Raw genomic sequence first — 23,623 nt, forward strand, 5'->3', positions numbered from 1 at the left:
GTCCCCTGATTACTTGGTGATCTCGATCTTCTGCGTCTCGGCATCGGCGTATGCACCGGCAACCTTGATGGTCAGGATGCCGGCGTTGTAGCTCGCCGAGATCGCATCACCTGTCACATGGGTTGGCAGGGTGAATGTGCGGCGGAACTTGCCGTAGCGGACCTCACGCAGGGCACGTCCTGCGCTTGCTGCTGACTCGTCGCCGGTTGGCTCAGCACGTTCGTCCCGGCGCTCACCGGATACCGCCAACGTGCCGCGCTCGACCTCGACCGTGACGTCCTGGTCGACGTCGACGCCGGGAAGGTCGAGACGGACCAGGGCGTCATTCCCGTCCTTCACGATCTCGGCGGCCGGAACGAAACCGGGGGACGGCCAGCTGGCGGCTGGGCCGAAAGACTGGCGCACCAGCGCGTCGAATTCGGCGAACGGGCTGCGTCGTGTCCACACCAGATTGCTCATAGCTCTCTCCTCATACCGGGCCGGAGTCTTAACCGGCCGTCACTCGTACAAACTTGAGTGACTTGCGCTAAAGTTCCGATTTCCGTACGCCGACGGCGAACACTCGCACCGACTCGTTTCCGGAGCTGTCCCAGGGGGAGACGGTGCAGCGCCGGTGCTGCGTGCCAGCCCGGGATTCCCAGGTTCTTCGCGTAATCTCGCGCCGTGCCCGAGCAGACCGGCGAAGCCCAGAAGTCGTCCGCGCGTGAGGTGCTGAGACAGGTCCTGGTCAGTGTCGGGCCCTCGCTGGGCACCTACTACGCCTTGCGCGCGTGTGGTCAGCCCGAGATTCACGCGCTGATCGCCGCCACGGTAGTTTCCGGCATCCAGGTGCTCGTCAAAGTGGTCAAGAACCGTAAGTTTGACGTCCTATCGGGCTTTCTGATGTTCAACTTCGGGCTGAGCCTGGTGATTGCGCTGGTCACCTCTGATGCGCGCATGGCGCAGGTGTCCAACACCATTCCCGGCATTTTGCTTTCGCTGTTCTTTATCGGAAGCGCGCTGGTCGGTAAGCCGCTCACCGAGCTGATGATCGCAAAGGCCCGTCCAGGACGCATCGAAGAGATCGCGGCGGAACGCCATTGGACTGAGGACACCTTCCGGTCGTATCACCGGATGCATGTCCACGTGAGTTTGTGGTGCGGTGTCATCAGCCTGCTGCTCTCGGCGACCTCGATCGTCATCATTTACAGCTTCTCGGTGGATATCGCCCAGGCTGTCAACCAAATCTTCTCTCTGGTCACCACAATGGGCCTGATCATCGGCATCGTGGTGGTCATCCGGCGTCACCTGCAGCGCGTGACGTACGACTCGCCCGCGGCCTGACGACCCGATACAGTCGCGCCGTGTCCCTGACCACCGAGCAGCCTGAAACCGCGAGTGGGATTTCGCCCCGCCAGCTCGTTATCGAGGGCTTGCTCAATGTGGGACCCGCCCTGTGCGCCTACTTCGGGCTGCGCCTGGCTGGATTCTCGGAACTGCACGCGCTCATGGCCGCGACAGCGGTCTCTGCCACCCAGGCATTGATCAAGATGGCGTGGAAACGAGCTCTTGACCCGGTTTCACTGCTGGTGGTGCCGATCTTCGGGGTCAGCCTCGTCATGGCGTGGCTGACCCGTGACCCCCGCCTGTCGCAGGTCACCAACGAGGTACCCGGCATGCTGCTGGCCACGTACTTCCTGGTCAGCGCGCTCATCGGTAAACCGCTCACGGAGCTGCTGGTCACCAAGCTGTGGCCCGGCGGCGTGGAGAAACTCGCCGAGGAACAGGGCTGGACCGATGAGGATCAGCGCTCGTACCACCGGCTGCATATCTATGTCAGCTTCTGGTGCGGAATCTTCAGCCTGCTGTTCTGCGTCCTCATGGTGGTGATCATCTACAGCTTCTCCGTCGATGTCGTACAGGCCGTCAATCCGGTGGTGTCGATGCTCACCACCGGCGGACTCATCGTCGGCGTAGTCGTCGCGATCCGGATGTACCTGCGCCGCAAGCAACGAGCCCTCTCCGGCCGGTAGATCCACTTTCTCAGGCTCTCTCAGATTGCGTCGGTACCGTCGCTGTGGTGAGTGGGTTGGGTAAGGGTGCAGGGAAATTCACGCTCGGGCACGCTTTGGTCAGCGCCGCGCTCGGCTTGGGAACGTACTACGGAATGCGCCTGCTGGGCGCCTCGGAGTTGCATGCACTGATGGCCGCGGCGGTGGTCTCGGCAGCGCGTGTCATCTACACCGCCATACGGGACAAGCGCTTCGACATCGTGGCGGGATTCATCATGCTGATGCACGGCGCGACGCTTGTGGTTGCGCTGCTGACCAGCTCACCGCGGCTGGCTCAGCTCACCCACGTCGTCCCGGTGGTGCTGTTCGGCTTGTTCTATATCGGCAGCTGTCTGACGAAACGACCACTTACCGAAGTCATCGTCGACCTGATCCGTCCGGGCTGGGTAGCGCGACATCATTGGGCCGATGCGGATCTGCGTGCCTATCACCGGATGCATGTGCGGCTGTGCGTGATTGTCGGCACGCTGGAGTTGGTGCAGGCCGCCGTGATGGCCGGCATCATCCTGCGGTACTCCGTCGATATCGCGCAGGTGGCCAACGGGCTACTAGCCTCGGTGGGTAGCGCCGCGCGGCTGGCGTTTGTGATCGCCGTGATCTGGGTCTTCCTGCGCCGTCGTGGGCATCACCATGCGTCGCCACCGCGCCAATCGCAGGTCAGCGAGCCGGATGGGTCGACGCCGGAGCTTATCGGCAGCACGTGCACACCTTCGTCCTCGGCGGTCACGATGCCTTCTGCTGTCATGACGGGAGTGGTTCCGAGCCAGGGCACCCAGCCGCGGGCCTGATAAAACTGGGCGACGTCGTCGTCAGCGCTCAAGGCACCCAGCTCGTACGCGCCGCGCAGAACCTGTTCGGCCGCGTCCATGATCGCGGTGCCGAGCCCATGTCCGCGCCAATCACTATCTACTGCAACACCTTCGACGTATCCGGAGCGTAGTGGTCGTCCTTGATGCAGCAGTCGGCGCTGGATGACCGCGGCGTGGGCGATGAGCGTTCCGTGGTACCAGATGAGCGCGTGCATACCGCCCAGGCAGTGTTCCCAGTCTTCTTCGGTGAAGTCACCCTCGAATGCTTCGACCAGCAATTCCCTTGCCGCGTTGCGTGTTTCGCTGTCCAGGTCGGCTGTGTGGATGAGCCGCGCGGTGTGGGTCCGGATGACGGGGACGGTTGGCATATTGGACACAGCCGACATCTCCTAGCCCAGGCGCGGTCGTGACCAATGGAACCGGACAGTTTGTCCTGGCCGCACCTGGGCAGCCAGATCGACATCGTGATCGGTGATCACCCCGATCACCGGATAGCCTCCGGTCACCGGATGGTCAGGGCCCAGGATAACGGGCTGGCCGCCGGGTGGCACCTGAATCGCGCCGCGGACCACACCCTCGCTTGGCAGCTGTCTGGCTGGGTCGCGCAGCTCCAGTGGTTTGCCGATAAGTCGAGTGCCCACCCGGTCACTCCGATCGGACACAATCCAGGCCCCGTGTGTCAGCGCATCGGGGTCGATGAACCAGTCGTCGCGTGGACCGGGCACCACCTTGAGCTCGACAGTGTCATCGGCGATGGAAGCCACCGGTGCCAATTCGACCTCCGGGAAGGAGGGGGACCGTGGTCCGACCGGCAACCTGTCCCCGGCCTGCAGTGGTTTGGGGCCGATGCCAGACAGGACGTCGAAGCTGCGCGAACCCATCACCGGTGCCACACTGACTCCACCGCGCACCGCCACGTAGCTGCGTAGCCCGCTGCGCGGTGCGCCGAGTGACACCACGTCGCCATCCTGAACCTGCGCAATACTGTTGGTGCCAAAGGGAATCCCATTGATGGATGGATCGGTGTCGGCGCCGGTGACGGCCACCACAGCGTCACCGCCGGCCACCCGAAATGACATACCGCCCAGGGTTACCTCGATGGTGGCCAGATTGTCGGGATTGGCCACCAGCCGGTTGGCCAGGGAATGCGATCCGCGATCTGCCGCTCCCGAGCGCCCGACCCCCATGGCCGCCTTGCCGATGCGGCCGAGGTCCTGGACCAGTGCCAGCGGGCCGGTGCGCATGACTTCCAGAGTGGGTCTCATGCCGTCGTCCCCTGGACTCGGAATTGGACACGGGTGCCGGGCGTGAGCAGCGCCGGTGGGTTGCGGTCCAGGTCCCAGACAACGGCATCGGTGCTACCGATCAGCTGCCAGCCGCCGGGAGACTCCCGTGGGTAGATACCGCTGAACTCACCGGCAAGCGCGACTGCACCGGCGGGTACCTTGATGCGCGGCTCGGCACGGCGGGGGATGGACAGGCGCGGGTCGCCTTCCACGAGGTAAGCGAATCCCGGTGCGAAACCGCAGAATCCGACGGTCCAGATCGTTCCGGTGTGTGCCGCGATGACACCGTCCACACCCAGGCCGGTGTGCTCGGCGACCTCTTCGAGATCGAGGCCGTCGTACCGGACCGGGATGATTACCGGTGGTGAGGTGGTGCCCTCGAGTGTGCCGGGTGGCGCCGTGCGCTGTGTCAGCCGGTGCCGAACTATCGCCTGGTCGGCTGGGTCGCGGAGCTTGAGCAGGACGGTACGGGAGGCGGGAACGATATCGGTGATGCCGTCGATAGGGTCGGCATGTAGTGCTGACGTCCACGCCAGCACTTCCTGCACGGATGTGCATTCGAGCAACAACGCCCGATCCCCGTGATCCCGCACCTTCAAATCCGTTGCGGTACTCATACTTCGACGGTACTCCCGTGGTCGCGCCTAAGGGCGCATTTATCCCGCCTGTGTATAAGTCGGCTCGTGCTTCTTGATGTAGCCGATCACCCGATAGGTGATCGGTAGCATCACGATCTCCACCACAGACTTGAAGATCCAGCCCAAGGCCGTGTACGTCGCCAACTGGCCGAGGGTGTGAATACCTAAAGCAGTGGCCGCGATCGAGCAGAACACCAGCGAATCTGCGAACTCGCCGACGACCGTCGAACCCACCAACCGTGCCCACAGGTGGCGCTCCTTGGAGCGCTTCTTCATCCGCACCACAACAAGTGCGTTAAGGGTTTGCCCAACAAGGTATCCGGCGAGTCCGGCGACCATCAGCGTGGTGATGCTCCGGACGATGGTCGCGAAGGCGTCCTGGTTCGGGTAGAAGTCGGCGGCGGGTAGCACCATTGCGATCCAGAGCACCACGCAGGCCAATAGCTCCATCGCGAACCCCAGCAGGATGACCCGGTTGGTGGCGCGATACCCGTAGACCTCACTGAGTACATCGCCTATCACATAGCTCAGCGGGAACAGCACAAACGCTCCGTCGGTGATCAGCGACCAATCGCCGATGACGGGACCAAATCCAACTGCCTTGGTGGCAGCCACATTCGAGATAAGCACCACGCCGACAAAGACGGCCGACAGTAACGGATAATAGCTGCGACCGACCTGCGCGAAGACCACCTGGTCCTGGGGACTTTTCTCCACCTCGCTTGTCTCCATTCCGCGAAGTCTAAGGTGCGTGCGCGCAATGCGGTGCGGGTGGATTTGTCGCGCAGGGCGGCGGGCGGTTGGGCATGGTGGCGGCCGCGTAGATCAACAGCGCCGCTGAGGCCAGATACACGATGAAACCGATCGTCACGGCGCGAAGCCGCTGTCCGCGGGGAAGCGTCAGGGGCAACGTACCCGCGGCCAGCAGTCCGAAGGGGATGGCGAGCAGCATCCCCAAGATCAGCCCGAAGCCATGAGGGTCGGCGACTGGATCCGACGACAATCGGGACGACAACACCATGAATGCCGCCAGTCCGAAGATGCCCAGAGCGGTCGCGCCGACGACACCGCCAACCACGCGAATCGCGACGTCAGCCCAATACGGCCCTGGGCGGGTGCCCGGGACCGACATCAGCCCAGTATCCGGGCCAGCTGGGGGACCAGGGTGTCCACCACGTACGTCAGGCTCAGCGGGGTGCTGAAGTTGATGGCGCCCGCCAACTCCTTACTGGCAAAGATGCTGCGGTTCAGCACCGAGGATCCCAGCTTCGTGATCACCGGATCCGCCCGCAGTGCGGCGCTCTGCTCGTCCGATTCGGTGCCCCACACCAGCACATCGGCCTGGCCGAGCACGCTGGAGAGCTGGTCGCCCGGAAGATGCGCAAGCTGGTCATCCTTGGCGTAGCTCTCCAACTCAGCCGGAACGGCCAGCCCGAGAGCGGTGAGGAATCCGGTGCGCGGCCCGGATCGGTAGGCGATCGCCTGTCCGTCGAGCAGTTCGCCCTGCAGGTAGATGGCCTTCTTGTCCTTGAAGCCGGTGTGCGCGGATGCGGCCGCCGCGAATTTGTTGTCGACGGCCTGCACCACCGCATCCATCTCCGACGGCTTGAACACCGACTGCCCGATGGCCTTGGCCTGGTTCTTCCACGGTTCGAAGAACGCGTACTTGCCGGACTGCGCGATGGTCGGTGCGATCCCGGACAACTTGTTGTAGGTGTCCTGGTCCAGTCCGGCGTCGGTGGCGAGGATGAGATCGGGTTTCAGGGAAGCGATCTTGTCGACCATCAGTCCGTCGGTGAGCGTGAGGAGCTCAGGTGTGGCGGCGCCGAGCCGGTCGGTCGCCCACGGCCACGTCGCGAACGGGAAGCCGCCGTACCACTCGGTGACCGCGATGGGGATGATGCCCAGCGCCAACAGGTAGTCGTGTCCGGTGTATCCGGCACTGACAATGCGCTTCGGCGGAGCCTTGACCTCGGTCTTCCCGAATGCGTGCTTGATGACGGCGGTGCCGTTCTGCTCCGAGGTGGGAGAGGAGTCTTCCGCGCAGGAGGCCAGCGCGGCGCCCGCGGCCAGGGCGGCACCGGCGGCAAGAAGTCCGCGGCGAGTGATCATCCCAGGTGGCACACATCGAGAGTAGCTGGCGCACGCAACCCAGGTGCTTTTACGATTCGCGGCGATGTGTTGGTGATGTATTACGGACAGCCCACCAGCCGCCGCGCTGCCTCGGCGGCGGCGGCCCGTCGATCCGCGAGCATGTCCTCATCCAGCGGTTCACCGACAATCCGGTCGATGCCGAACCCGCTGACCGCCATCGAATAGGCGATATCGATCAGCATCATGAGCAGGCTTACGGGATCCCATGCCGGATCGATGAGCCCGGTCCGTTGCCCCCGACGTACCTCATCGAGTTTCGCTTCGAAGATGCGCCGCAGCACGTGGTTGTCGAACATCCCGTCGGGGGCCTCCAACTCGATCCAGCGCTGTAACCGTGCGCCCTGCGGATCGGCGACGATGTTGTCGAACAGCCCGGCGACGTACCCCGGCACGTCGCCGGCGTGCAGCGGCACCTTGTAGGGCGCATCATTAATCCATTGCGCCACAACGGCTTCAAACAGCTGTTCCTTGCTCTCGAAGTAGCTGTACAGCCGCTCCTTGCTCGCGTTCGCATTGGTGGCAATCCGGTTCAGCCGTGCGCCGGCGAGTCCGTGCTCGGTGAACTCGGCCTTGGCGGCGGCCATGATCCGATCGTGTGTGGCCTGACCGGCCGCGCGCATGGCACTCACCAGAGCAGCACCGGTTTGATCGCGGCACCGGACCGCGCGTCCGTCACCGCCCGATCGATCGCGCGCGCCGGGTACCTACTGATCAGCGATTCAATCGGAAAGCGGCCCTCTGCATGCATGCGCAGCAGTTCCGGAATGAATTCCTGTGGGTTCGCGTCGCCCTCGATACATCCGCGAATCACCTTGCCGCCGAACATGAGATCGGTGAGGTCGATCGTTCCGCAGGAAGCCCCCAGCCCCACCAGAACCAGCACACCGCGCTGCCGCAGCAGGCCGAGCGCCGTGGCGATGACGTCGGTGTTCGCCGTCGTATCGAGTGCATGCGTGGCCCCGCGTGCCACGGAGGACACGTCCTCCGCCGTCGGGTCCACGGTGCGGGTCGCGCCCAGTTCCACTGCCTTGTCGCGTCGTGAGGCCACCGGGTCCACCGCGATGATGGTCTGAACACCGATCGCCTTGGCGGCCATCACCGCGGCCAGGCCGACACCGCCCGCACCGAATACGACAAGACGCGAATCCGGCTCGGGCCTAAGTACATTGAGCACCGCACCGGCGCCCGTCTGCAGGCCGCATCCGAGCGGTGCGGCTGTTACGAGATCGGTCGACGGATCAACGACGACAGTGTTGTCGGCGGTGGCCAGTGCGTACTGCGCGAAGCTGGATTGCCCGAAGAACGAGCCGAACAGGCCGTTCCCGTTCTGGGACAGTGTCGATGAGCCATCGAGCCGGGTGCCGGAGAGGTTCAGCCGCGCGGCCCGTGAGCAGTAGGCCCGCTCGCCTGAATCGCATTGCCTGCATTCGCCGCAGCTGCGGTAGCTCAAGACCACGTGGTCTCCCGGCCGGATACCGGTCACCTCATCGCCCACAGCCTCGACAATCCCGGCGCCCTCGTGGCCCAGTACCGCCGGGATCGGTGCCTGTGCCTTGAAGGTCAGATCGGTATGGCAGAGGCCGGTGGCACAAATCTTGACGAGCACCTCGTCGGGGCGCGGTCCGTCGAGTTCGACCTCTTCCAGCGTGAACGGAGAGTCCGCCGAGCGGCTCAGCGCTGCAGTGACTTTCACTGATCGCGTTCGAGCAGAAAGTAGAGGTAGTTGCCGCTGGCACGCTGGCGCTTGCCGTTCATGATGCCCATCATCGTGTTCTCGTCGACCCACTTGAAGTGATCGAAGGTGGGCTGGCCGTCGTAGACCATGGTGCCGGTGACCTCGCCGCGGAACTCGATATCCCACAGGGTCGCACCGCCCAGGCTCAACGCGTTATTGGAAAACAGCTTTCCGTCGTCGTCGTAACAGACGATGGGTTCGACATCGTTGATGGACGTGAAGATCTTGCCGTACCAGCGGGCGGCGGCCAGTTGGCCGTTCATCTTGTGCCCGGTGTGGAACTCGTCGCCCTTCCACCTGCCCAGCATGTCCTCGGGTCGGACGGTGTCGAGCGCGGCCCAGATCTCGTCGAGATCGGCGGGGCTGACGTCCCTCTGGCTGCGAAGTTCGGCGAAACGAGTGCGGGCCTTGTCGACGTCCATGTCTCTCCCAAGTCAGTTGGTTCGGGAAGGACGCTAACACCGAACCAACTGGTTCGGCAAGGGTGATCAGATAGCCAGTGAGATGCCCAGCGCGATCATCACGACGGCGATCCCGGCATCAAGCACGCGCCAGGTTCCCGGACGCTGGAACAGTCCGGCAAGATGCCGTGCGCCGAATCCGAGTGCGACAAACCAGGTGACACTCGCGGTCAGGGCGCCCGCACCAAACAGCCAGCGTGCGTCCTGGTGTGCGTTGGCCAGGGAGCCGAGCAGCACCACGGTGTCGAGGTAGACATGCGGGTTCAGGAAAGTGATGGCCAGCGCGGTCGTCAGCACCGCGCCGAGGCGGGCCGGATTGGATTCGGCCGGCACCAGGGTTCCGGGGCGTAATGCGCGGCGGGCGGCCAACAATCCGTAGCCGATCAGAAACACGGCGCCGCCCACCTTGGCCACGGTGAGCAGGCTCGGCGTGGCGGCGATCAGGCCACCAAGGCCGCCGATGCCCGCGACGATGAGCAGGAAGTCGCCGGTGATACATACCGCGATCACCGGCAGCACGTGTTCACTGCGAATCCCCTGCCTGAGCACGAAGGCGTTCTGGGCGCCGATGGCCGCGATGAGGGACATTCCGGTGAGAAAGCCGAGGAAGATAACGGTCACCACATCGACGCTAGGGCCGCGGCGATATGCAGTCCAGCTAATGATTCTTACTATGCATTAGAATTGCTAATGTGAGTCTGGACTCGCAGCAGCTGATCGCCTTCGCCGCCGTCATCGAGGAGGGCAGCTTCGATGCCGCCGCCCGGCGGCTTGTCATCACCCCTTCGGCGGTGAGTCAACGCGTCAAGGCCCTGGAACAATCGGTGGGCCAGGTGCTGGTTCGCCGGGAAAAGCCCTGCGTGGCAACCGACGCGGGTGCCTCGCTGATGAGGTTGGCGGCCCAGGTCGGCACACTGGAGCGAGAGGCGCTGCGCGAGATGGGCGCCGACGGCGCCCCGATACGGGTAGCGCTCGCGGTGAACGCCGACTCGTTCGGAACGTGGATGGGATCGGTGTTGGCGCGGATTCCCGACGGCGTGCTGGTCGATATCCGCATTGAGGACCAGGACCATTCCGCGGAACTGTTGCGTGCGGGCGTCGTCATGGCGGCGGTGACCACCGAACCCAAGCCCATCGCCGGATGCCGCTCCGAATCGCTTGGTGCCATGCGGTACTTCGGGATGGCGTCACCGGGGTACGCCGCGCGCTACCTTCCGGATGGGCTGCTCGATTCGGGGATCGATGCCGTCCGGCGGGCGCCGATGATGCGGTGGGATAGACGTGATGCCCTCCAGGATCAGTTCTTGCGCAAGCTTTTTCGTCGGGATGTCACCGTGCCGGAGCATTATGTGCCGACGACGGGCGGAAATACCGAGGCACTGCGAGTGGGGCTGGGCTGGGGAATGATGCCCGAGCAGTTGGATCGCGACGGCCTCGTCGACCTAGCGCCCGGGCGGTATCTCGATGTGCCGTTGTATTGGCAGCATTGGAAATTCGAGTCGTCGACGGTGAACGCGATCACCTCGGCGGTGCGCGAGGCGGCCTCCGCTCTGCGGCGCGGGGGCTAGCCGGCTGCGTTGACGCCGGAAGCACGGGTCGTATAAGCTGCGTCAAAAGAACGAATACGTTTTTTAAACGTACGGCGCTGTGCGGGAAAGGGTTCGCGTGACGTCCACCGTGTTCTGGAATCGTTCGACTCCGCCGGAGAGGTCGGTCCGGTCGGGTTCTGCAGGGCATGTGCCAGGTGAACCGGGCTTCTGGGTGATCATCTTCGGTGACCTCAGTGCGTTCACCCTGTTTTTCGCCTTATATCTGGGGCAACGCGCGCATGATCACGACATCTTCGTGGCGGGCGAACGCAAACTCGCGGTCGGCTACGGGGCGGTAATGACGCTGCTGCTGCTGACCAGCTCATTACTGGTGGTGCGAGGGGTACAAGGGATTCGTGAACAACGTGGGGGCGCAAAAGCATTCGCGGGCGCACAGGTGTGCGCTGCCGCGTTTGTGTCGCTCAAGGTCATCGAATGGTATTCGCATGTGAGTTCCGGCGATTCGTTGGGCAGCGACGGATTTTGGTCTTGGTACTTCGTCCTCACCGGATTGCATCTGCTACACGTAGTGCTAGGGATGGTACTGCTCGGCTACATGCAATGGGAGTCGCTTCGCCCCCAAAAGGCGCCTTCGCGCATGAACTATATCGAGTGCTCGGCGCTTTTCTGGCACATGGTGGACCTGCTGTGGGTTCTGATCTTCCCGTTGCTCTACTTCATGAGGTGATGCGATATGACGCTTGTTCGCGACCGAATCATGGTCGTTTGGCTAGCCCTCGTGGTCGCCACGGCGGCCAATTGGTGGCTCGGTCGTGCGGCCGGACTGTCGATGGTCGACACGACTATTCCGAACATCTTGATTATTGCGGTGGGTCTTCTCAAGGCGTTCCTAGTCGGTCGCTACTTTATGGAAGTCGCAGATGCCCCGCGCTGGCTGGAGCGAATGCTGGAAATATATGCAGTGTTGGCATTTATCGCTCTCTCGGCTGTGGTTCTAGCCATGGCATGAGTAAGCGGGTAATCGGTGCGGTTCGGCGGCACCGATATACTACGGGCTTGTGGACTCCTCACGCCGTTCCGTGTTGTCGGGAACGCACAGTGCCGACATGCCGGCCCTGCCGCGTGGTCGGGGGAAGCTGCCTGAGAGTGTCATAAAAGAAGCGCAATACCGCCGCATGCTGCGCGCCGCGGTATCGGCGATTGCTGAAAAAGGTTATGCCGAAGTCACTGTCGCGGACATCGTCACCCGCGCGCGCGTCTCTCGGAAGGTTTTCTACGAGCACTTCAGCCATAAGAAGGACTGCTTTTTGGCAACGGCGCAGGACGGCGCTGAGTTGATCTTCGATAGGATCGTGGCCGGCGCCAAGAGCGCAAAGCCGGGAGAAGAACTGCGCGGCGCTATGCGCGCCTACCTCCAGTTGGTCACGGAAGAGTCGGAGTTCATCCGGTGCTTCGGTATCGAGCTGTACGCGGTGGGTGACGACGGACTGAGGCTACGCCAGGAAGCCTACAGGCGATATGCCGCGTTGCTGCGGGCTCTGGTGAGCGGCACTGCGGTCGGCAGTGATCTCGAACCCATAGAACTCAGATCGAGTGACCGTGCGGTCATCGCCGCACTCACCGAGCTAGTCGTCGCCAACATGCTTAACGGGAGGATCGAGCAGATGCTCGAACTCGAGGACGACATCGTTTCCATCGTGCGCGCACTCTACCGCGCCGACATCTGATTGATATCTGAACTCTCAGCGCCGCAACGTGTTTAAGTTGCGGCCGCCGAGCTCTCAAGCCTCTTTGTAATAGTTTGGCGCCGCTATTGACGGCAGCCGTAGGCACCCTTACTATCATCCCTAATAAAAGAACGATAACGTATTTTTGTATGGATGATGAAGGGCCCCAACGGTGAACATCGAGGCGACGGTCGACAGAAGAGTGATGCGCGGGTGCGTCGTAGTCGCGCTTGTCGGCATTGCGATGTTCGCGGGCGGTCTGGTCATCATGGGATTCATTCCACCGCCCTCCCCGAGCGCTTCGCCGGCGGAGATCACATATCTGTGGCAATCGAATGGCACCAACATTCGGATTGGGGCGGTCTTGGCGCTCATCGGCACGACCCTGAGCACCGGATATCCGGCGGTGCTTTCGGCCCTTGTGCGCAGGTGCGAAGGGCAGAACAGTCCGCTGACCTACTTCCAGTTGCAGTTGGGTGCCATCAACTACACGTTCGCGGGCGTAGTGATGGCGGTCGTCGGTGCCGTGGCTCTTCGGGATAGAGCACCCGAGACGTATCAGTTCTGGATGGATGTGTTGTGGCTGTTGCTCATTGGTGTTCCTTTTCTGGGTGATATCCAAATGGTCGTCATCGCCGTTGCCGCGTTCCGGGATCGATCCCAGACTGTCTTTCCCCGCTGGTATGCGTGGTACTCGCTATGGCAGGCGTTCATTACCGCCCCCGCAGGGGTGGTGTTCTTCATGCCGGCAGGGGGGATGTTCGGATGGAACGGAGGAGTCTCGTTCTATTTCATCGTCCCGATGTTCTTCATCTGGGTTTGCGTAACAGCGAGGGTGCTGTGGTTGGCAACCGGTCAGATTGGCGTGGTTACGGTCGATCAGGCAGTCCATCCCATGAGTTCGCGTACACCATCCGTGGACGCTGTCGAGACACCGCATGCTGCAACGAATTATATGCCAGCGCAATCGGATCCAGGACTTCCTGGGCAACAGGGAGTAGAGGAAATGTCCACATCTGTCTCACGTGAGTTCAGAAGATGCCAATGACGACACATGGTGATTACGACGCGCGACCACAGCTGGACCGTGATGTCGGCGGCGAGGTGATCGGCTGGGGTCGGCGATATGTCGCTTCACATCCAGTTATGTCGTTGGACACCTTGGGTGGGCAGGTTGTGCTCGCAATTCGGACGGTCCAGTGTCTGTTCACGGACATTGTCGCAGGACGCTTGCAGTTCCGGGAGTTCGTGCAACAAGCGGCATTCATGGCCTCAACTGCTTTTGTTCCAACGATTTTCGTGACGATACCGATTGGCGTCACGTTGGCTATCCAGTTCAGTCTGCTGGCCGGACAGGTGGGCGCGACTTCCTTAGCCGGCGCCGCGACCGGCCTTGCGGTGATCCGGCAGGGTGCGCCACTAGTGGCCGCCGTGCTACTGGCGGCCGCCGTCGGTTCGGCCGTATGCGCGGACCTGGGCTCGCGGACAATGCGTGAGGAAATCGACGCGATGACGGTGATGGGTGTGTCTCCGATCCACCGCCTGGTCGTCCCACGTTTCGTGGCAGTCATCGTCGTCGGGATGGCACTTACTGGCCTGACAAGCTTTGTCGGCTTTCTTGCCGGCTACACGTTCAACGTCTACATGCAGAACGGCACCCCGGGATCATTCGTCGCGACCTTTTCCTCGTTCGCGACACTGGGGGATCTCATGCTGGCCCTCGCCAAGGCTGTGGTTTTTGGCTGCATTGTGGCAATTGTGAGCTGTCATAAGGGATTAAGTACTCGTGGTGGCCCGGCTGGAGTGGCCAACTCCGTGAACGCTGCGGTGGTCGAGTCGATCCTGCTGCTGATGATCGTCAATGTCGTGATGACCCAGCTCTACATCGTCATCTTCCCCCGAGCGAGCTTCTGACACATGACTGCATCGACTCATCAACCGTTCCCTGGACTGCGGCCGGTAGTCACCGCCGCGCGGGCCACCGGCATGCTCGTAGCTAAGAGCGGTCACATCAGTTACTTCTTTCGAAACATCCTGATGTCTGTACCCTTTGTGGCACGGCGATATTCCAAGGAATTCATCCGAGTATTGGCCGACATCTCGTGGGGCAACGGGGCGATCGTGGTAGGCGGCGGCACGATTGGGGTCGCGATCGTGCTCGGTGCCACCGCCGGGGCACTCATCAGCGTGGAGGGTTACAACGCCCTCAACCTGCTCGGTCTGGGGCCGGCCACCGGATTGATTTCCTCATTCGTTGGGACGCGTGAACTCGCGCCGGTGATGATCGCTTTGGCGTTCGCAACCCAGGCCGGTTGCCGCTTCACGGCGCAGCTGGGCGCGATGCGCATCAATGAGGAGATCGATGCCCTAGATGCCCTCGCCATCAACTCCATTGCCTACCTTGTTACTACCCGTGTCATGGCAGCCGTCGCGGCTGCCATCCCACTATTCCTCATCTGCCTTGCCGCCGCGTACCTGACTGCTCAGATCGTGGCGGGCGCCGTCAGTGATCACTCGGTGGGCACTTACCTGCATTATTTCAACCTGGCGACCAGCGGGCGCGATGTCTTCTTCGCCGTCATCAAGGCTGTCGTCTTTGTCTTTACCGCATCCACGATGCAGTGCTATTACGGCTACTATGCCAGCGGCGGGCCTGCGGGCGTTGGTGTCGCGGCCGGGCGTGCGATGCGCGCCAGCATCACCGTCGTGATCATCGTGAACATGCTGCTCACCATGGCGCTGTGGAGCGTCGACTCGGGTGCAAGGTTCGGCGGATAGCGTGCCAAACTCATTCGACTCAGACTTCCGAGGACCGTCAAACCGGCGACTGTTCGTCGCGGGCGTGTGTTTCTGCGCTATTACTGCCGGAATCGTCCAGCTGTGTCTGATGAAATCCCAAGGCAGACTCGACGACATCGTGCGGGTGAGCGCCGAGTTGGTCGACGTCGGCGATGGTCTGCCGGCCAAATCGGATGTGAAGTTCCGCGGCTTGCTGGTGGGTGAGGTGACCGAGGTGCAGCTGCGTGGAAGCGGCCAACCGAATACCGTGCGAATTAACATCAAGCCGCGCTACGCATCTAAGATTCCCGACACCGTCACCGCACGAGTCGTCCCATCGAACGTGTTCGCGGTTTCCTCGGTGCAGCTGGTCTCGAATGGTCCCCGTATCCTGCCACTGCACTCGGGCTCTGTGATTCGCGAAGACACCAGCTTGCCGACCGTTCTGTTTCAGTCGCTTCTGACGAAAATTCGGCAGCTGCTCAAGTCTGTGAGCCGAGACAGTACCGACAACACCGTTGGAGTATTGGCAGCTCTAAGTGGCGCCACTGAAAGCCGCGGCAGTGCATTGCGGGACGCGGGAGCCGACCTGAAGGATATTGTCAGTCAACTGAATACGGTTATGGGCGGAAGTGACGAGCCCACTACTTTATCGACCCTCGCCACCGCTGCCCAAGCGCTGCGGCAGGCCGAGCCGGACCTGAGCGACGCGTTGGCGAACGCCGTGGCACCGATGCGCGCACTTGCCGAGACGCGGTCGCAGCTGACTGGCTTGCTATCGGCGGGCGTGCAGACGACCGGAACGCTTGGCGATGCGTTCGACAACCAAACAGATCGACTGATCGCCATCACCACGCAGCTGACGCCTGTCGTCGGGGTCCTTGCCGACAACTCGGACAAGTTCACGCCGATTGCCACCCGGATGGCGCGGATGGCCGAACGCGTCGAGGAAACTTACGACACGGAGCGGCACAACTACGTCATCAAAGTTGTCGTAACCCTCGCGCCCTACCGGCAGTACGTCCGCGCCGACTGCCCCCGCTACGGCGCGCTCGAGGGGCCCAGCTGTCAAACCGCCCCAGAGGTGCCCACCGCGCCGGACCTTCTCCCAGCCCTTGCTTCAATGGGAATTCCTCCTCCGCCGGGAGCCAACGAGAATCGCCCCAACCTCGCCCCGCCGCGTGATTCGGTACGGCACGCCGGTGAGGTGCCCGGTGGGATCGGTGCGGACGCGCCCCCCGCACCGATCCCACTCCCAAGCCCGGCAACGAATCCAGAGTCAACCGACCATGCCGGGGCCCAAACCCAGCCCGCGAAGTACGGCGGCACCGTCGGTCCGGTGGGCAGCTCAACCGAGGGTGCCCAACTGAGTCAGATCGTCGGCCACCACGCTAATTCGTCAGATCGTCTGCTGTTGGGGCCTGTGGTGCGCGGCACTGCGGTGCATATCGAACCGGACGTAGGGAGGTAGCGCGGTGAACGTTCGGAAGGCCTCTATCGGCCTGGCCCTGTTTCTTGTGCTGTGCATATCGGTCACCTGGCTGGTGTCAGTTACATTGCTGCGCAAGGTCAGTGGGCCGGTGAATAGCTATTCGGCAGTGTTCACCAACGTGGCGGGTCTGCATGCCGGTGATGACGTCCGGGTCGCCGGAGTGCGTGTCGGCCGGGTGGAGAAGGTTGTCTTGGGAGATGACGCGCTAGCGGACGTGACATTTCAGGTCCACCGGGAACAGACCCTTTACACCGACACTGTGGCATCGGTGACCTATCAAAACATCGTGGGACAGCGCTACCTTGGCCTGGCATCCGGGCGAGACGAGAAAAGACAAATTCTGGCCGATCACGGCCAGATACCCGTCGAGCGCACAGAGCCCTCGTTCGACATTACGCAGCTGCTGCGAGGATTTGAACCTCTCTTCACGCTGTTGGACCCGCAGCAAGTAGACAGCCTCACTAAAGGGATTGTCCAAGCGTTGCAAGGAGATAGCAGTTCGGTGCTGACGCTCATCACACAGACATCGGCACTGGCTGAGCTATTCGCCGGCCCGGATCAGATCCTCGGGGAGGTCATCACCAACCTGAACGACACGGTGGGCATCCTGGCGAACCAGAACACGAACCTGCAGTTGGTCATCTCCCGCACCCGAGAGCTGATGGTGGCGCTGGGAAACCGGCGGACCGAACTTGTCGCATCGGTCGGATCTATCACCTCCACCGTGAACCGACTGGCGTCGATCGCAGGGAACGTCCAACCGGACATCAACGAACTGATGCTCCGTGAACCCGGCCTCACCGGTCATCTCAGCACCGACGCGCGCGAGCGCTTCGCGTACTTCGGCGCCAACCTGCCCGCCATGCTGAAGGGGCTAGCCCGTTCGATGCAATCTGGAACCTACGCCGACGTGTATCCCTGCGATATCAACGTCACCATTTTCGACTTCCTCGGCCGATTGATCCCCGACATCGTGCGGGCGGCAACACCTGGGAACACCATGAAAAACACACCGATATGCAGGTAGGTCACGCCTTGATCAAACGCGCATTCGCGGGCCCGAAGCTCAGACGCCCCCTCGAGGATTACAACAGGGTGCAGCTGGGTCTACTCGCTCTGGCAGTGGTCGTGGTTGTGATCGGTGCAATCGGCCTGGTCGGCGCCGTCAATGTGGGCAAAACCGTTTACCGGGCCGAGTTTCTGCAGGCGGCTTCCGTTCGTAAGGGCGACCAAGTCACGATCGCGGGCATCCCGGTAGGCAAGGTCGAGTCCCTGAAATTGGCAGGTGATCGCGTCGACATCCGGTTGTCCATTGACAAGAACGTCCGCCTGGGCAGCGGCACGAAGGCGGACATCAGGCTGACGACTCTCCTGGGGTCCCGGTACATCGAGGTGACGCCCGGGCGCACGGGTGACCTCGCGGACCGCACGATCCCCCTAGAGAACACCGCAGCACCGTACGACCTGCAAACTGCTTTGGCTGATGCCACAACAACATTCGACCAGATAGACGCCGATCAAATCGCCGAGTCCATGACCATCGCGTCCCGCAGTCTCCATGGCCTACCCGAGGCTCTCCCGGACGCACTGCGCAACCTGCGGTCACTGTCCCAAGTTGTCTCGGACCGGCGAGATCAGATCGGCACCCTGCTGGCCAGCACCGACACGCTTACCACGACGATTTTGAACCAAAAGGCGAATCTCGGGCTGCTGGTGACGCAAGGCCGCGACCTGCTCAAGGAAATCACCGCGCGCCGCGCAGCGGTTGAACGACTGTTCGATGGCACTACCGCCATGGTGGCGACGCTGTCCCGAATCCTCAACGACGCACCCGCCCTCAACGACATGCTTGCGAGCGTTCGCGACTTCTCTCGGATGATCGCCGAGCATGACGCCCTGTTCCGCAATACGTTGCAGGTCTTACCTATTGCCTTGCGAAATGCTGCAAATGCCTCGGGCAGCGGCACCGCCGTGGACGGGACATTCACATCGGGCCCGCTGATCGATTCGTGGATGTGCGCGATAAGCGGGCGTGCGAAACAGTTCGGGTTAGTCGAATACTTCGAGGATTGCGCATGAGTAAAAGAGCAGCTATCTCACTGACTGCGGCGGTGGTCGCAATGGCCATCGCGACGATCGTGACGGTCACCCGCGCCGAGACCAAAACGATGACGATCACCGCGCATTTCGAGGACGCCATCGGGCTGTACGAGGGCAACACCATAGCGGTGTTGGGAATGCCGGTGGGCCACGTTTCCCGCATCACGCCCCAGGGCGACTCGGTCGAGGTCACGTTGGTGCTCGACGGGGACGTCGACATACCTGCCGACGTCCAGGCGGTCACCGTCTCCACCTCCATTCTCACCGACCGGCACGTGGAACTCACTCCTCCTTACCGCAGCGGACCCACGTTGCGTGACGGAGATATCATCGGTCTTGGCCGGACCCGCACCCCCGTGGAGTTCGATAAGACGTTGGCGATGATCGACCGGCTGGCGGTGGCGCTGCGTGGCGACGGAGCAGGTACCGGACCGCTATCTGGCCTGGTGAACATCGGTGCGCAGATCGCGACCAATAACGGTGATGACATCAAGGGCGCCCTAGGGGAGCTGTCGTCGGCCCTGCGCCTGGGATCGGACCACGGCGCACGTACCAAAGAGAACATCGACCAGATCGCCACCGGCCTAGACGTTCTCAGCCAATCAGCGGCCGAGAACGAGCAGACGATTCGGGAGTTTGGGTCAAACATCCACCAACTCAGCACAATCCTGGCCGACGAGAGCCTCGGCGCCGGAACCACCGGCGCGAAGATCAACCAGATTCTTGAGCGGGCAGCCTCGGTGCTAGAAGCGAACCGAGACGGACTCAAGATCACAGCAACAGATGTACGAACGATTACCCAAGCCCTCGTGGACTATCGGCGGGAGACGGCCGAGTTCTTCGACCTCGCCCCGCTGACTCTCGACAACGTTTGGAACGTCATCGACATGGACAACGGCGCAGTGCGACTTCACGCACTGGCGGACAAGATCGTCCTGGACAGTCAGCTCGCCAAGGAGATGTGCAATCTCATAGGCCTTCGGCAACTAGGTTGCGCCACCGGCACTCTGCGTGACTACGGGCCTGATTTTGGGCTCACCGGAATGCTCGAGCTCATGGCGGGAAGCGCAAAATGAAAGCCCCGATCGGTCGCGCACGCGTCCTCATAGCCATCGGCGCCATAACGGTCCTGTCCGGCTGTTCCACCGGGTTGGAGAGCCTCCCGTTGAGCACTCCCTCGGTGGACGGCGAAACCTACCGACTGACAGCGGTTTTCACCAATGCCCTGAACCTTCCCGCCCACGCCAAGGTGAAAGTCAGCGGTACCGACGTCGGGGAAGTCGACACGATCCACGCCAAGGAGTTCACCGCGCACGTCACAATGCGGATCCGACGCGATATTTCGGTGTACGCGGGGGCGACTGCCGAGCTCAGGTCCGCTACTCCACTCGGTGACCTCTTCGTCGCCATCCGATCGGACCAAGGCACGTCGGCGAACGCCCAGCGCTTGACCGACGGCGGCACGATACCGTTAAGCGCAACTTCCGCGGGCGCCACCGTCGAGGAGCTGCTCAGTTCGGCGGCCGTACTTGTCAACGGCGGCGTGGTTCGGAGTCTGACCCACATCCTCAACGGCGCAGGCTCGGCCGTAGGCGACAGCGGTGCGAAAATTGCTGATCTGCTTCGTCAATCGAATGAACTGGTCTCGCGGCTCAACGCGCGTTCTGGGCAGATCAAGGATGCGCTCGGTCACACCTCGAAGCTCGCGTCGGCCCTCTCCGCACGTCAAGACACGCTTAACAGCGCACTCTCGGCGTCCGATCCGGCAATCGCCGCCATCGCGGACAACCGAGACCAGATACTCACCCTGATTGACGCCGTCGCCCGCGTGACGCGACAACTCTCACGATTTCCCTCACTGCAGGGCACCGATACCCGCGGACTGATCGCCGACATCAATGCCCTGAGTGCGGCATTCAACGACGCGAGCGTTGACCCCGCGACCTCGCTGACTTCATTCAACCGGGTAATTCCACGGGTTCTCAAGCTGACCTCCGGGGCCAACCTGCACGCATCTGGCGATGTTGAGCAACTCATCCTCGGGGCCCTGCCCGATATGAACTACCCGGGCGATCCCATGACACACGGGCCCGACGGCACCGATTGGCACGCGATGATCGGCAGCCTGCGATACCAGTGGAACCTTTTGCTGAACAGAATCTACGGACCCAACCGATGAGCGTTTCTGGACTCTTCTCACGATGCCTTGTCAGGGCCGTCGACGCCATCAGGGCTCTTCAATCACGACGCGCGACCGTTGCGATTGTGGGGTTGATCTGTGCCTTTCTCATAGCGTTGAGCTACGTCTCGGCGGGTGCACTCGGTTACAACCCGATACGACCCACCATCGCGCTGCGCGTTCAGCTCCCGGAATCGGGTGGACTCCTGGCCGGTCAGGACGTGACCTTACGCGGCGTCCACATTGGCACCGTTGAGGCCATCCAGGTAGCGGATGAGGGACTACTAGCCGACATCGCGATAGACCCCAGCATCCACATTCCGAGGGATTCGGCGTTTCAGGTATCGGGCCTGTCGCCGGCCGGCGAACAATATCTCGACATCCGACCTGCCCACAAAGACGGCCCGTTCCTGCACGACGGCGACACCGTCACCATGAATCAGACCGCCATCCCCGTGCAGTTCCACAGACTGGTAACAGATGCCGAAGGGCTTCTCGCGCAGCTCGATCCGGCACAGCTCGCGGCGATGACGAAGGAAATCGGCGTGGGGAAAGAGGGTCCCAGGAAGCTAGCGGATATCCTCGACGGCGGGGTATTTCTCATATCGACACTGGATTCGGTACTGCCAGAGACCATTCGCCTGATCCGCAGCAGCCGCACCGTGTTGACGATGATTTCCGATGCCGGTCCGAAGTTGCGTGAAACCGGGGCGAATGTGCGCGACGTAGTGGCGGGCGCCAGCCGAATGGAGGGTGGCTATCGGACGCTGGTGGGCGCCGGCAGTCGGCCACTGTCGGCGCTAGATTCCGTGATCGCCGACAACTCCGACACTATGGTGCAGTTACTCGGCAATCTGACCACCGTCGCGCAGCTGTCCTACGTGCGAGTGCCCGCGTTGAAGGCACTCTTTCCTCCTGTCGAGCAACGTGGTTCGGTTCTCGACGCCGTGGGCTCCATTTTCCACGATGGTTATGTCTGGGAGGTCGTCGACCCGTACCCACGCTATTCATGTGACTACGACCTGCCGCGGCACCCGCCCTCGCAAGCGGATTTTCCGGAGCCTTATCGGTACACCTACTGCGCCAACCCGGATCCCGCGGTTCTCGTCCGGGGTGCGCGCAATGCACCGCGGCCATCCGACGATGACACCGCGGGACCGCCCCCGGGATACGACCGTATGGCGGTAACCGACCCGACTCCGGTTGGCCCCAACACCATTCCCACGCCGTACGGCGGTCCTCCGCCGGATCTGGCACCGCCACCGAAGTAGAACCAGGAGGATTTGTGCCTAAGCGAACATCACCTACGGATGTGTTCGATGAGATCGTCGAAGAAGACATAGTCGAGCCGCGTCCGGATCGACGGGGCAGGCTCACCCGACGGCTCCTACTCGGCGGCACCCTATCGACTCTGCTCGCCGCGGTAGGTGTGGCCGCCTTCCTCGGGTGGCAGCTCAAACGTCAAGACGAGATGCTGGACACCCGACGCGCGGCGTTGGCAGTTGCCAACGATTACGCGGTGGTCCTCACCAGTATCGACAGCGCCAAGGTCGACGAGAACTATGCCAAGGTGCTCGACGGCGCCACCGGTGAATTCCGAGACACATACGGTAAATCCGCCGCCCAACTACGCCAACTGCTGGTCGACAACAAGGCCGTCAGCCGCAGCGTCGTGGTCGATTCCGCCATCAAATCAGCCACCCCAAACAAGGTCGAGGTCTTGCTCTTCATCGACCAATCGATATCCAACGTGGCCAACCCCACTCCCCGAATCGATCGCAGCCGGGTAGTGATCACCCTGGAGCACATCGCAAACCGTTGGCTAGCAAGCAAAGTAGACATCAAGTAGGGATCATGGATACCACTATCCTCAGCGCGATACTCGGTGCGCTATGTATCGGCTTCACCACACTGGCGGCCGCCTCGCCGGCACGGGCCGACAACGTGTGCGACGCGGCATTGGATGGTCAGTGGGATCGTCGCAATGACACGTGTACAACGTCGATCGTTTCACAGCGCCAAGCGGTGATGGCCCTGGAGGTGGACCTGCCGCGAGACCTTATCGGCCATCCTGCGCTCGGCCCGCCCGTCCTCGGCTACCTGCGAGATCGAGCCCAGACCTGGCGCGCCGAGGGGCATCGAATGGTGCGTGCCAGCGATGTCACGATCGACAATCGAACGTACTCGCACAAGACCGTCAGATCGGTGGTGTTCCACGAGTTCCAGCAGACCGTGGGCAACCCGGCCAACAACGCCTTTCGGAGCTTCACCTTCGACCTTGGCACCGGCAGGCAACTTGCACTCGCCGACCTTTTCCAGCCCGGTGTCGATCCACGGACGACGCTGCCACCGCTGGCGAGACCATTCCTCACCGAATCGCTCGACCATGCGCAACCACCCCACGACACAGGGACCTATCCATTCACCACTGACCGATTCGAACCACAGGCAGACGCTTCTAACTACTCGGGCGACTACCGGGCATTCGCTTTGACCCCAGACGAATTGATCCTCTTCATGCCCGACCGGCCCATGGCCCACGAGAGTCCATGGCCCCAGGACCGGCTGGTGTGGTCCATGGACGGCGGCGCAGTCGAAACCCACATACCTCTGACCGCTCTCCGTTCGATCCTCCGCCAAGATCTGATCGTGTACCCGTAATG

General features: G+C 62.3%; 28 protein-coding genes and 1 pseudogene. 18 read left to right on the top strand and 11 right to left on the bottom strand.

The annotated features are described in order from the left end of the window. Window positions 1-9 precede the first annotated feature (9 nt). On the bottom strand, window positions 10-459 hold the full coding sequence (locus AC5Y5C_RS02715) for an Hsp20/alpha crystallin family protein (RefSeq protein ID WP_499968772.1): 450 nt from the start codon (window positions 457-459) through the stop codon (window positions 10-12). A gap of 204 nt (window positions 460-663) precedes the next feature. Between AC5Y5C_RS02715 and AC5Y5C_RS02720 the strand changes: the two genes are divergently transcribed. The 3 genes and pseudogenes from AC5Y5C_RS02720 to AC5Y5C_RS02730 all read left to right on the top strand — a co-directional run. Next, the gene (locus AC5Y5C_RS02720) at window positions 664-1,323 is read left to right on the top strand and encodes a VC0807 family protein (protein ID WP_499968774.1); all 660 of its coding nucleotides are present in this window, start codon (window positions 664-666) and stop codon (window positions 1,321-1,323) included. Window positions 1,324-1,343: 20 nt separating this feature from the next. After that, a complete protein-coding gene (locus AC5Y5C_RS02725) occupies window positions 1,344-2,012 on the top strand; it encodes a VC0807 family protein (RefSeq protein WP_499968776.1) in 669 nt (222 codons plus the stop codon). Window positions 2,013-2,059: 47 nt separating this feature from the next. After that, window positions 2,060-2,608: pseudogene (locus AC5Y5C_RS02730) on the top strand (VC0807 family protein); the annotation flags it as partial. A gap of 68 nt (window positions 2,609-2,676) precedes the next feature. Here AC5Y5C_RS02730 and AC5Y5C_RS02735 read toward each other — a convergent pair. From AC5Y5C_RS02735 to AC5Y5C_RS02780, 10 genes are all read right to left on the bottom strand, one after another. After that, window positions 2,677-3,228, bottom strand: a complete 552-nt coding sequence (locus tag AC5Y5C_RS02735) for a GNAT family N-acetyltransferase (protein ID WP_499969317.1) — start codon at window positions 3,226-3,228, stop codon at window positions 2,677-2,679. A gap of 21 nt (window positions 3,229-3,249) precedes the next feature. Then, on the bottom strand, window positions 3,250-4,125 hold the full coding sequence (locus tag AC5Y5C_RS02740; RefSeq protein WP_499968778.1) for a 5-oxoprolinase subunit C family protein: 876 nt from the start codon (window positions 4,123-4,125) through the stop codon (window positions 3,250-3,252). Continuing rightward, the gene (locus AC5Y5C_RS02745; RefSeq protein ID WP_499968780.1) at window positions 4,122-4,763 is read right to left on the bottom strand and encodes a 5-oxoprolinase subunit B family protein; all 642 of its coding nucleotides are present in this window, start codon (window positions 4,761-4,763) and stop codon (window positions 4,122-4,124) included. Before AC5Y5C_RS02745 ends, AC5Y5C_RS02740 begins: the two co-directional genes overlap by 4 nt. 39 nt (window positions 4,764-4,802) lie before the next feature. Further along, the gene (locus tag AC5Y5C_RS02750; protein WP_499968782.1) at window positions 4,803-5,516 is read right to left on the bottom strand and encodes a queuosine precursor transporter; all 714 of its coding nucleotides are present in this window, start codon (window positions 5,514-5,516) and stop codon (window positions 4,803-4,805) included. Window positions 5,517-5,526: 10 nt separating this feature from the next. Further along, on the bottom strand, window positions 5,527-5,916 hold the full coding sequence (locus tag AC5Y5C_RS02755; RefSeq protein ID WP_499968784.1) for a hypothetical protein: 390 nt from the start codon (window positions 5,914-5,916) through the stop codon (window positions 5,527-5,529). Beyond that, window positions 5,916-6,896, bottom strand: coding sequence for an ABC transporter substrate-binding protein (locus AC5Y5C_RS02760; RefSeq protein WP_499969318.1), 981 nt, complete (start codon window positions 6,894-6,896; stop codon window positions 5,916-5,918). Before AC5Y5C_RS02760 ends, AC5Y5C_RS02755 begins: the two co-directional genes overlap by 1 nt. A gap of 80 nt (window positions 6,897-6,976) precedes the next feature. Further along, the gene (locus AC5Y5C_RS02765) at window positions 6,977-7,522 is read right to left on the bottom strand and encodes a TetR/AcrR family transcriptional regulator (protein ID WP_499969319.1); all 546 of its coding nucleotides are present in this window, start codon (window positions 7,520-7,522) and stop codon (window positions 6,977-6,979) included. Window positions 7,523-7,563: 41 nt separating this feature from the next. Next, window positions 7,564-8,631 (bottom strand): NAD(P)-dependent alcohol dehydrogenase, encoded by a 1,068-nt coding sequence (locus AC5Y5C_RS02770; protein ID WP_499968786.1) that lies wholly within the window; start codon window positions 8,629-8,631, stop codon window positions 7,564-7,566. Beyond that, window positions 8,628-9,095 (bottom strand): DUF4334 domain-containing protein, encoded by a 468-nt coding sequence (locus tag AC5Y5C_RS02775; protein ID WP_499968788.1) that lies wholly within the window; start codon window positions 9,093-9,095, stop codon window positions 8,628-8,630. Before AC5Y5C_RS02775 ends, AC5Y5C_RS02770 begins: the two co-directional genes overlap by 4 nt. Window positions 9,096-9,161: 66 nt before the next feature. Beyond that, entirely contained in the window at window positions 9,162-9,755 is a 594-nt protein-coding gene (locus AC5Y5C_RS02780; RefSeq protein WP_499968790.1) for a LysE/ArgO family amino acid transporter, read from the bottom strand. 71 nt (window positions 9,756-9,826) lie between these two features. On the opposite strand from AC5Y5C_RS02780, the gene AC5Y5C_RS02785 reads away from it, so the two are divergent. The 15 genes from AC5Y5C_RS02785 (at window position 9,827) to AC5Y5C_RS02855 (ending at window position 23,621) form a co-directional block, all read left to right on the top strand. Next, entirely contained in the window at window positions 9,827-10,702 is an 876-nt protein-coding gene (locus AC5Y5C_RS02785; RefSeq protein ID WP_499968792.1) for a LysR family transcriptional regulator ArgP, read from the top strand. Between the two features lie 193 nt (window positions 10,703-10,895). Continuing rightward, the gene (locus AC5Y5C_RS02790; RefSeq protein WP_499968793.1) at window positions 10,896-11,411 is read left to right on the top strand and encodes a cytochrome c oxidase subunit 3; all 516 of its coding nucleotides are present in this window, start codon (window positions 10,896-10,898) and stop codon (window positions 11,409-11,411) included. A gap of 6 nt (window positions 11,412-11,417) precedes the next feature. Further along, window positions 11,418-11,693 carry a cytochrome C oxidase subunit IV family protein gene (locus tag AC5Y5C_RS02795; protein WP_499968795.1) on the top strand — a complete coding sequence of 92 codons (276 nt, stop codon included), beginning with the start codon at window positions 11,418-11,420 and terminating at the stop codon, window positions 11,691-11,693. Window positions 11,694-11,790: 97 nt separating this feature from the next. After that, complete coding sequence (locus AC5Y5C_RS02800; protein ID WP_499968797.1) at window positions 11,791-12,411, top strand: TetR/AcrR family transcriptional regulator; 621 nt, start codon at window positions 11,791-11,793, stop codon at window positions 12,409-12,411. A gap of 364 nt (window positions 12,412-12,775) precedes the next feature. Next, entirely contained in the window at window positions 12,776-13,459 is a 684-nt protein-coding gene (locus tag AC5Y5C_RS02805) for a hypothetical protein (RefSeq protein ID WP_499968799.1), read from the top strand. Beyond that, complete coding sequence (locus tag AC5Y5C_RS02810; RefSeq protein WP_499968801.1) at window positions 13,456-14,325, top strand: MlaE family ABC transporter permease; 870 nt, start codon at window positions 13,456-13,458, stop codon at window positions 14,323-14,325. The genes AC5Y5C_RS02805 and AC5Y5C_RS02810 overlap by 4 nt, the downstream gene beginning before the upstream one ends. A gap of 3 nt (window positions 14,326-14,328) precedes the next feature. Further along, on the top strand, window positions 14,329-15,189 hold the full coding sequence (locus AC5Y5C_RS02815; protein ID WP_499968803.1) for an ABC transporter permease: 861 nt from the start codon (window positions 14,329-14,331) through the stop codon (window positions 15,187-15,189). 109 nt (window positions 15,190-15,298) lie between these two features. Further along, window positions 15,299-16,660, top strand: a complete 1,362-nt coding sequence (locus AC5Y5C_RS02820) for an MlaD family protein (RefSeq protein WP_499968805.1) — start codon at window positions 15,299-15,301, stop codon at window positions 16,658-16,660. A gap of 4 nt (window positions 16,661-16,664) precedes the next feature. Continuing rightward, window positions 16,665-17,708, top strand: a complete 1,044-nt coding sequence (locus tag AC5Y5C_RS02825) for an MlaD family protein (protein ID WP_499968806.1) — start codon at window positions 16,665-16,667, stop codon at window positions 17,706-17,708. 8 nt (window positions 17,709-17,716) lie between these two features. After that, the gene (locus tag AC5Y5C_RS02830; protein ID WP_499968808.1) at window positions 17,717-18,760 is read left to right on the top strand and encodes an MCE family protein; all 1,044 of its coding nucleotides are present in this window, start codon (window positions 17,717-17,719) and stop codon (window positions 18,758-18,760) included. After that, window positions 18,757-19,857 carry an MCE family protein gene (locus AC5Y5C_RS02835; RefSeq protein ID WP_499968809.1) on the top strand — a complete coding sequence of 367 codons (1,101 nt, stop codon included), beginning with the start codon at window positions 18,757-18,759 and terminating at the stop codon, window positions 19,855-19,857. The genes AC5Y5C_RS02830 and AC5Y5C_RS02835 overlap by 4 nt, the downstream gene beginning before the upstream one ends. Next, window positions 19,854-20,960 (top strand): MCE family protein, encoded by a 1,107-nt coding sequence (locus AC5Y5C_RS02840; RefSeq protein WP_499968811.1) that lies wholly within the window; start codon window positions 19,854-19,856, stop codon window positions 20,958-20,960. The genes AC5Y5C_RS02835 and AC5Y5C_RS02840 overlap by 4 nt, the downstream gene beginning before the upstream one ends. Beyond that, on the top strand, window positions 20,957-22,231 hold the full coding sequence (locus tag AC5Y5C_RS02845; protein ID WP_499968813.1) for an MlaD family protein: 1,275 nt from the start codon (window positions 20,957-20,959) through the stop codon (window positions 22,229-22,231). The genes AC5Y5C_RS02840 and AC5Y5C_RS02845 overlap by 4 nt, the downstream gene beginning before the upstream one ends. Before the next feature lie 14 nt (window positions 22,232-22,245). Then, on the top strand, window positions 22,246-22,809 hold the full coding sequence (locus AC5Y5C_RS02850) for an Rv1363c family protein (protein WP_499968815.1): 564 nt from the start codon (window positions 22,246-22,248) through the stop codon (window positions 22,807-22,809). A 5-nt stretch (window positions 22,810-22,814) separates the two neighbouring features. Beyond that, entirely contained in the window at window positions 22,815-23,621 is an 807-nt protein-coding gene (locus AC5Y5C_RS02855; protein WP_499968817.1) for a DUF3298 domain-containing protein, read from the top strand. The last annotated feature ends 2 nt before the right edge of the window (window positions 23,622-23,623 follow it).

It is taken from the genome of Mycobacterium sp. NGS15, assembly GCF_059813245.1.

Coding starts and splice junctions, on each gene's coding strand:
- AC5Y5C_RS02715 (WP_499968772.1), bottom strand. CDS start 459: ATGAGCAATCTGGTGTGGACACGACGCAGCCCGTTCGCCGAATTCGAC.
- AC5Y5C_RS02735 (WP_499969317.1), bottom strand. CDS start 3,228: ATGCCAACCGTCCCCGTCATCCGGACCCACACCGCGCGGCTCATCCAC.
- AC5Y5C_RS02740 (WP_499968778.1), bottom strand. CDS start 4,125: ATGAGACCCACTCTGGAAGTCATGCGCACCGGCCCGCTGGCACTGGTC.
- AC5Y5C_RS02745 (WP_499968780.1), bottom strand. CDS start 4,763: ATGAGTACCGCAACGGATTTGAAGGTGCGGGATCACGGGGATCGGGCG.
- AC5Y5C_RS02750 (WP_499968782.1), bottom strand. CDS start 5,516: ATGGAGACAAGCGAGGTGGAGAAAAGTCCCCAGGACCAGGTGGTCTTC.
- AC5Y5C_RS02755 (WP_499968784.1), bottom strand. CDS start 5,916: ATGTCGGTCCCGGGCACCCGCCCAGGGCCGTATTGGGCTGACGTCGCG.
- AC5Y5C_RS02760 (WP_499969318.1), bottom strand. CDS start 6,896: ATGATCACTCGCCGCGGACTTCTTGCCGCCGGTGCCGCCCTGGCCGCG.
- AC5Y5C_RS02765 (WP_499969319.1), bottom strand. CDS start 7,522: ATGGCCGCCGCCAAGGCCGAGTTCACCGAGCACGGACTCGCCGGCGCA.
- AC5Y5C_RS02775 (WP_499968788.1), bottom strand. CDS start 9,095: ATGGACGTCGACAAGGCCCGCACTCGTTTCGCCGAACTTCGCAGCCAG.
- AC5Y5C_RS02795 (WP_499968795.1), top strand. CDS start 11,418: ATGACGCTTGTTCGCGACCGAATCATGGTCGTTTGGCTAGCCCTCGTG.
- AC5Y5C_RS02800 (WP_499968797.1), top strand. CDS start 11,791: ATGCCGGCCCTGCCGCGTGGTCGGGGGAAGCTGCCTGAGAGTGTCATA.
- AC5Y5C_RS02810 (WP_499968801.1), top strand. CDS start 13,456: ATGACGACACATGGTGATTACGACGCGCGACCACAGCTGGACCGTGAT.
- AC5Y5C_RS02815 (WP_499968803.1), top strand. CDS start 14,329: ATGACTGCATCGACTCATCAACCGTTCCCTGGACTGCGGCCGGTAGTC.
- AC5Y5C_RS02820 (WP_499968805.1), top strand. CDS start 15,299: ATGAAATCCCAAGGCAGACTCGACGACATCGTGCGGGTGAGCGCCGAG.
- AC5Y5C_RS02835 (WP_499968809.1), top strand. CDS start 18,757: ATGAGTAAAAGAGCAGCTATCTCACTGACTGCGGCGGTGGTCGCAATG.
- AC5Y5C_RS02840 (WP_499968811.1), top strand. CDS start 19,854: ATGAAAGCCCCGATCGGTCGCGCACGCGTCCTCATAGCCATCGGCGCC.
- AC5Y5C_RS02845 (WP_499968813.1), top strand. CDS start 20,957: ATGAGCGTTTCTGGACTCTTCTCACGATGCCTTGTCAGGGCCGTCGAC.
- AC5Y5C_RS02855 (WP_499968817.1), top strand. CDS start 22,815: ATGGATACCACTATCCTCAGCGCGATACTCGGTGCGCTATGTATCGGC.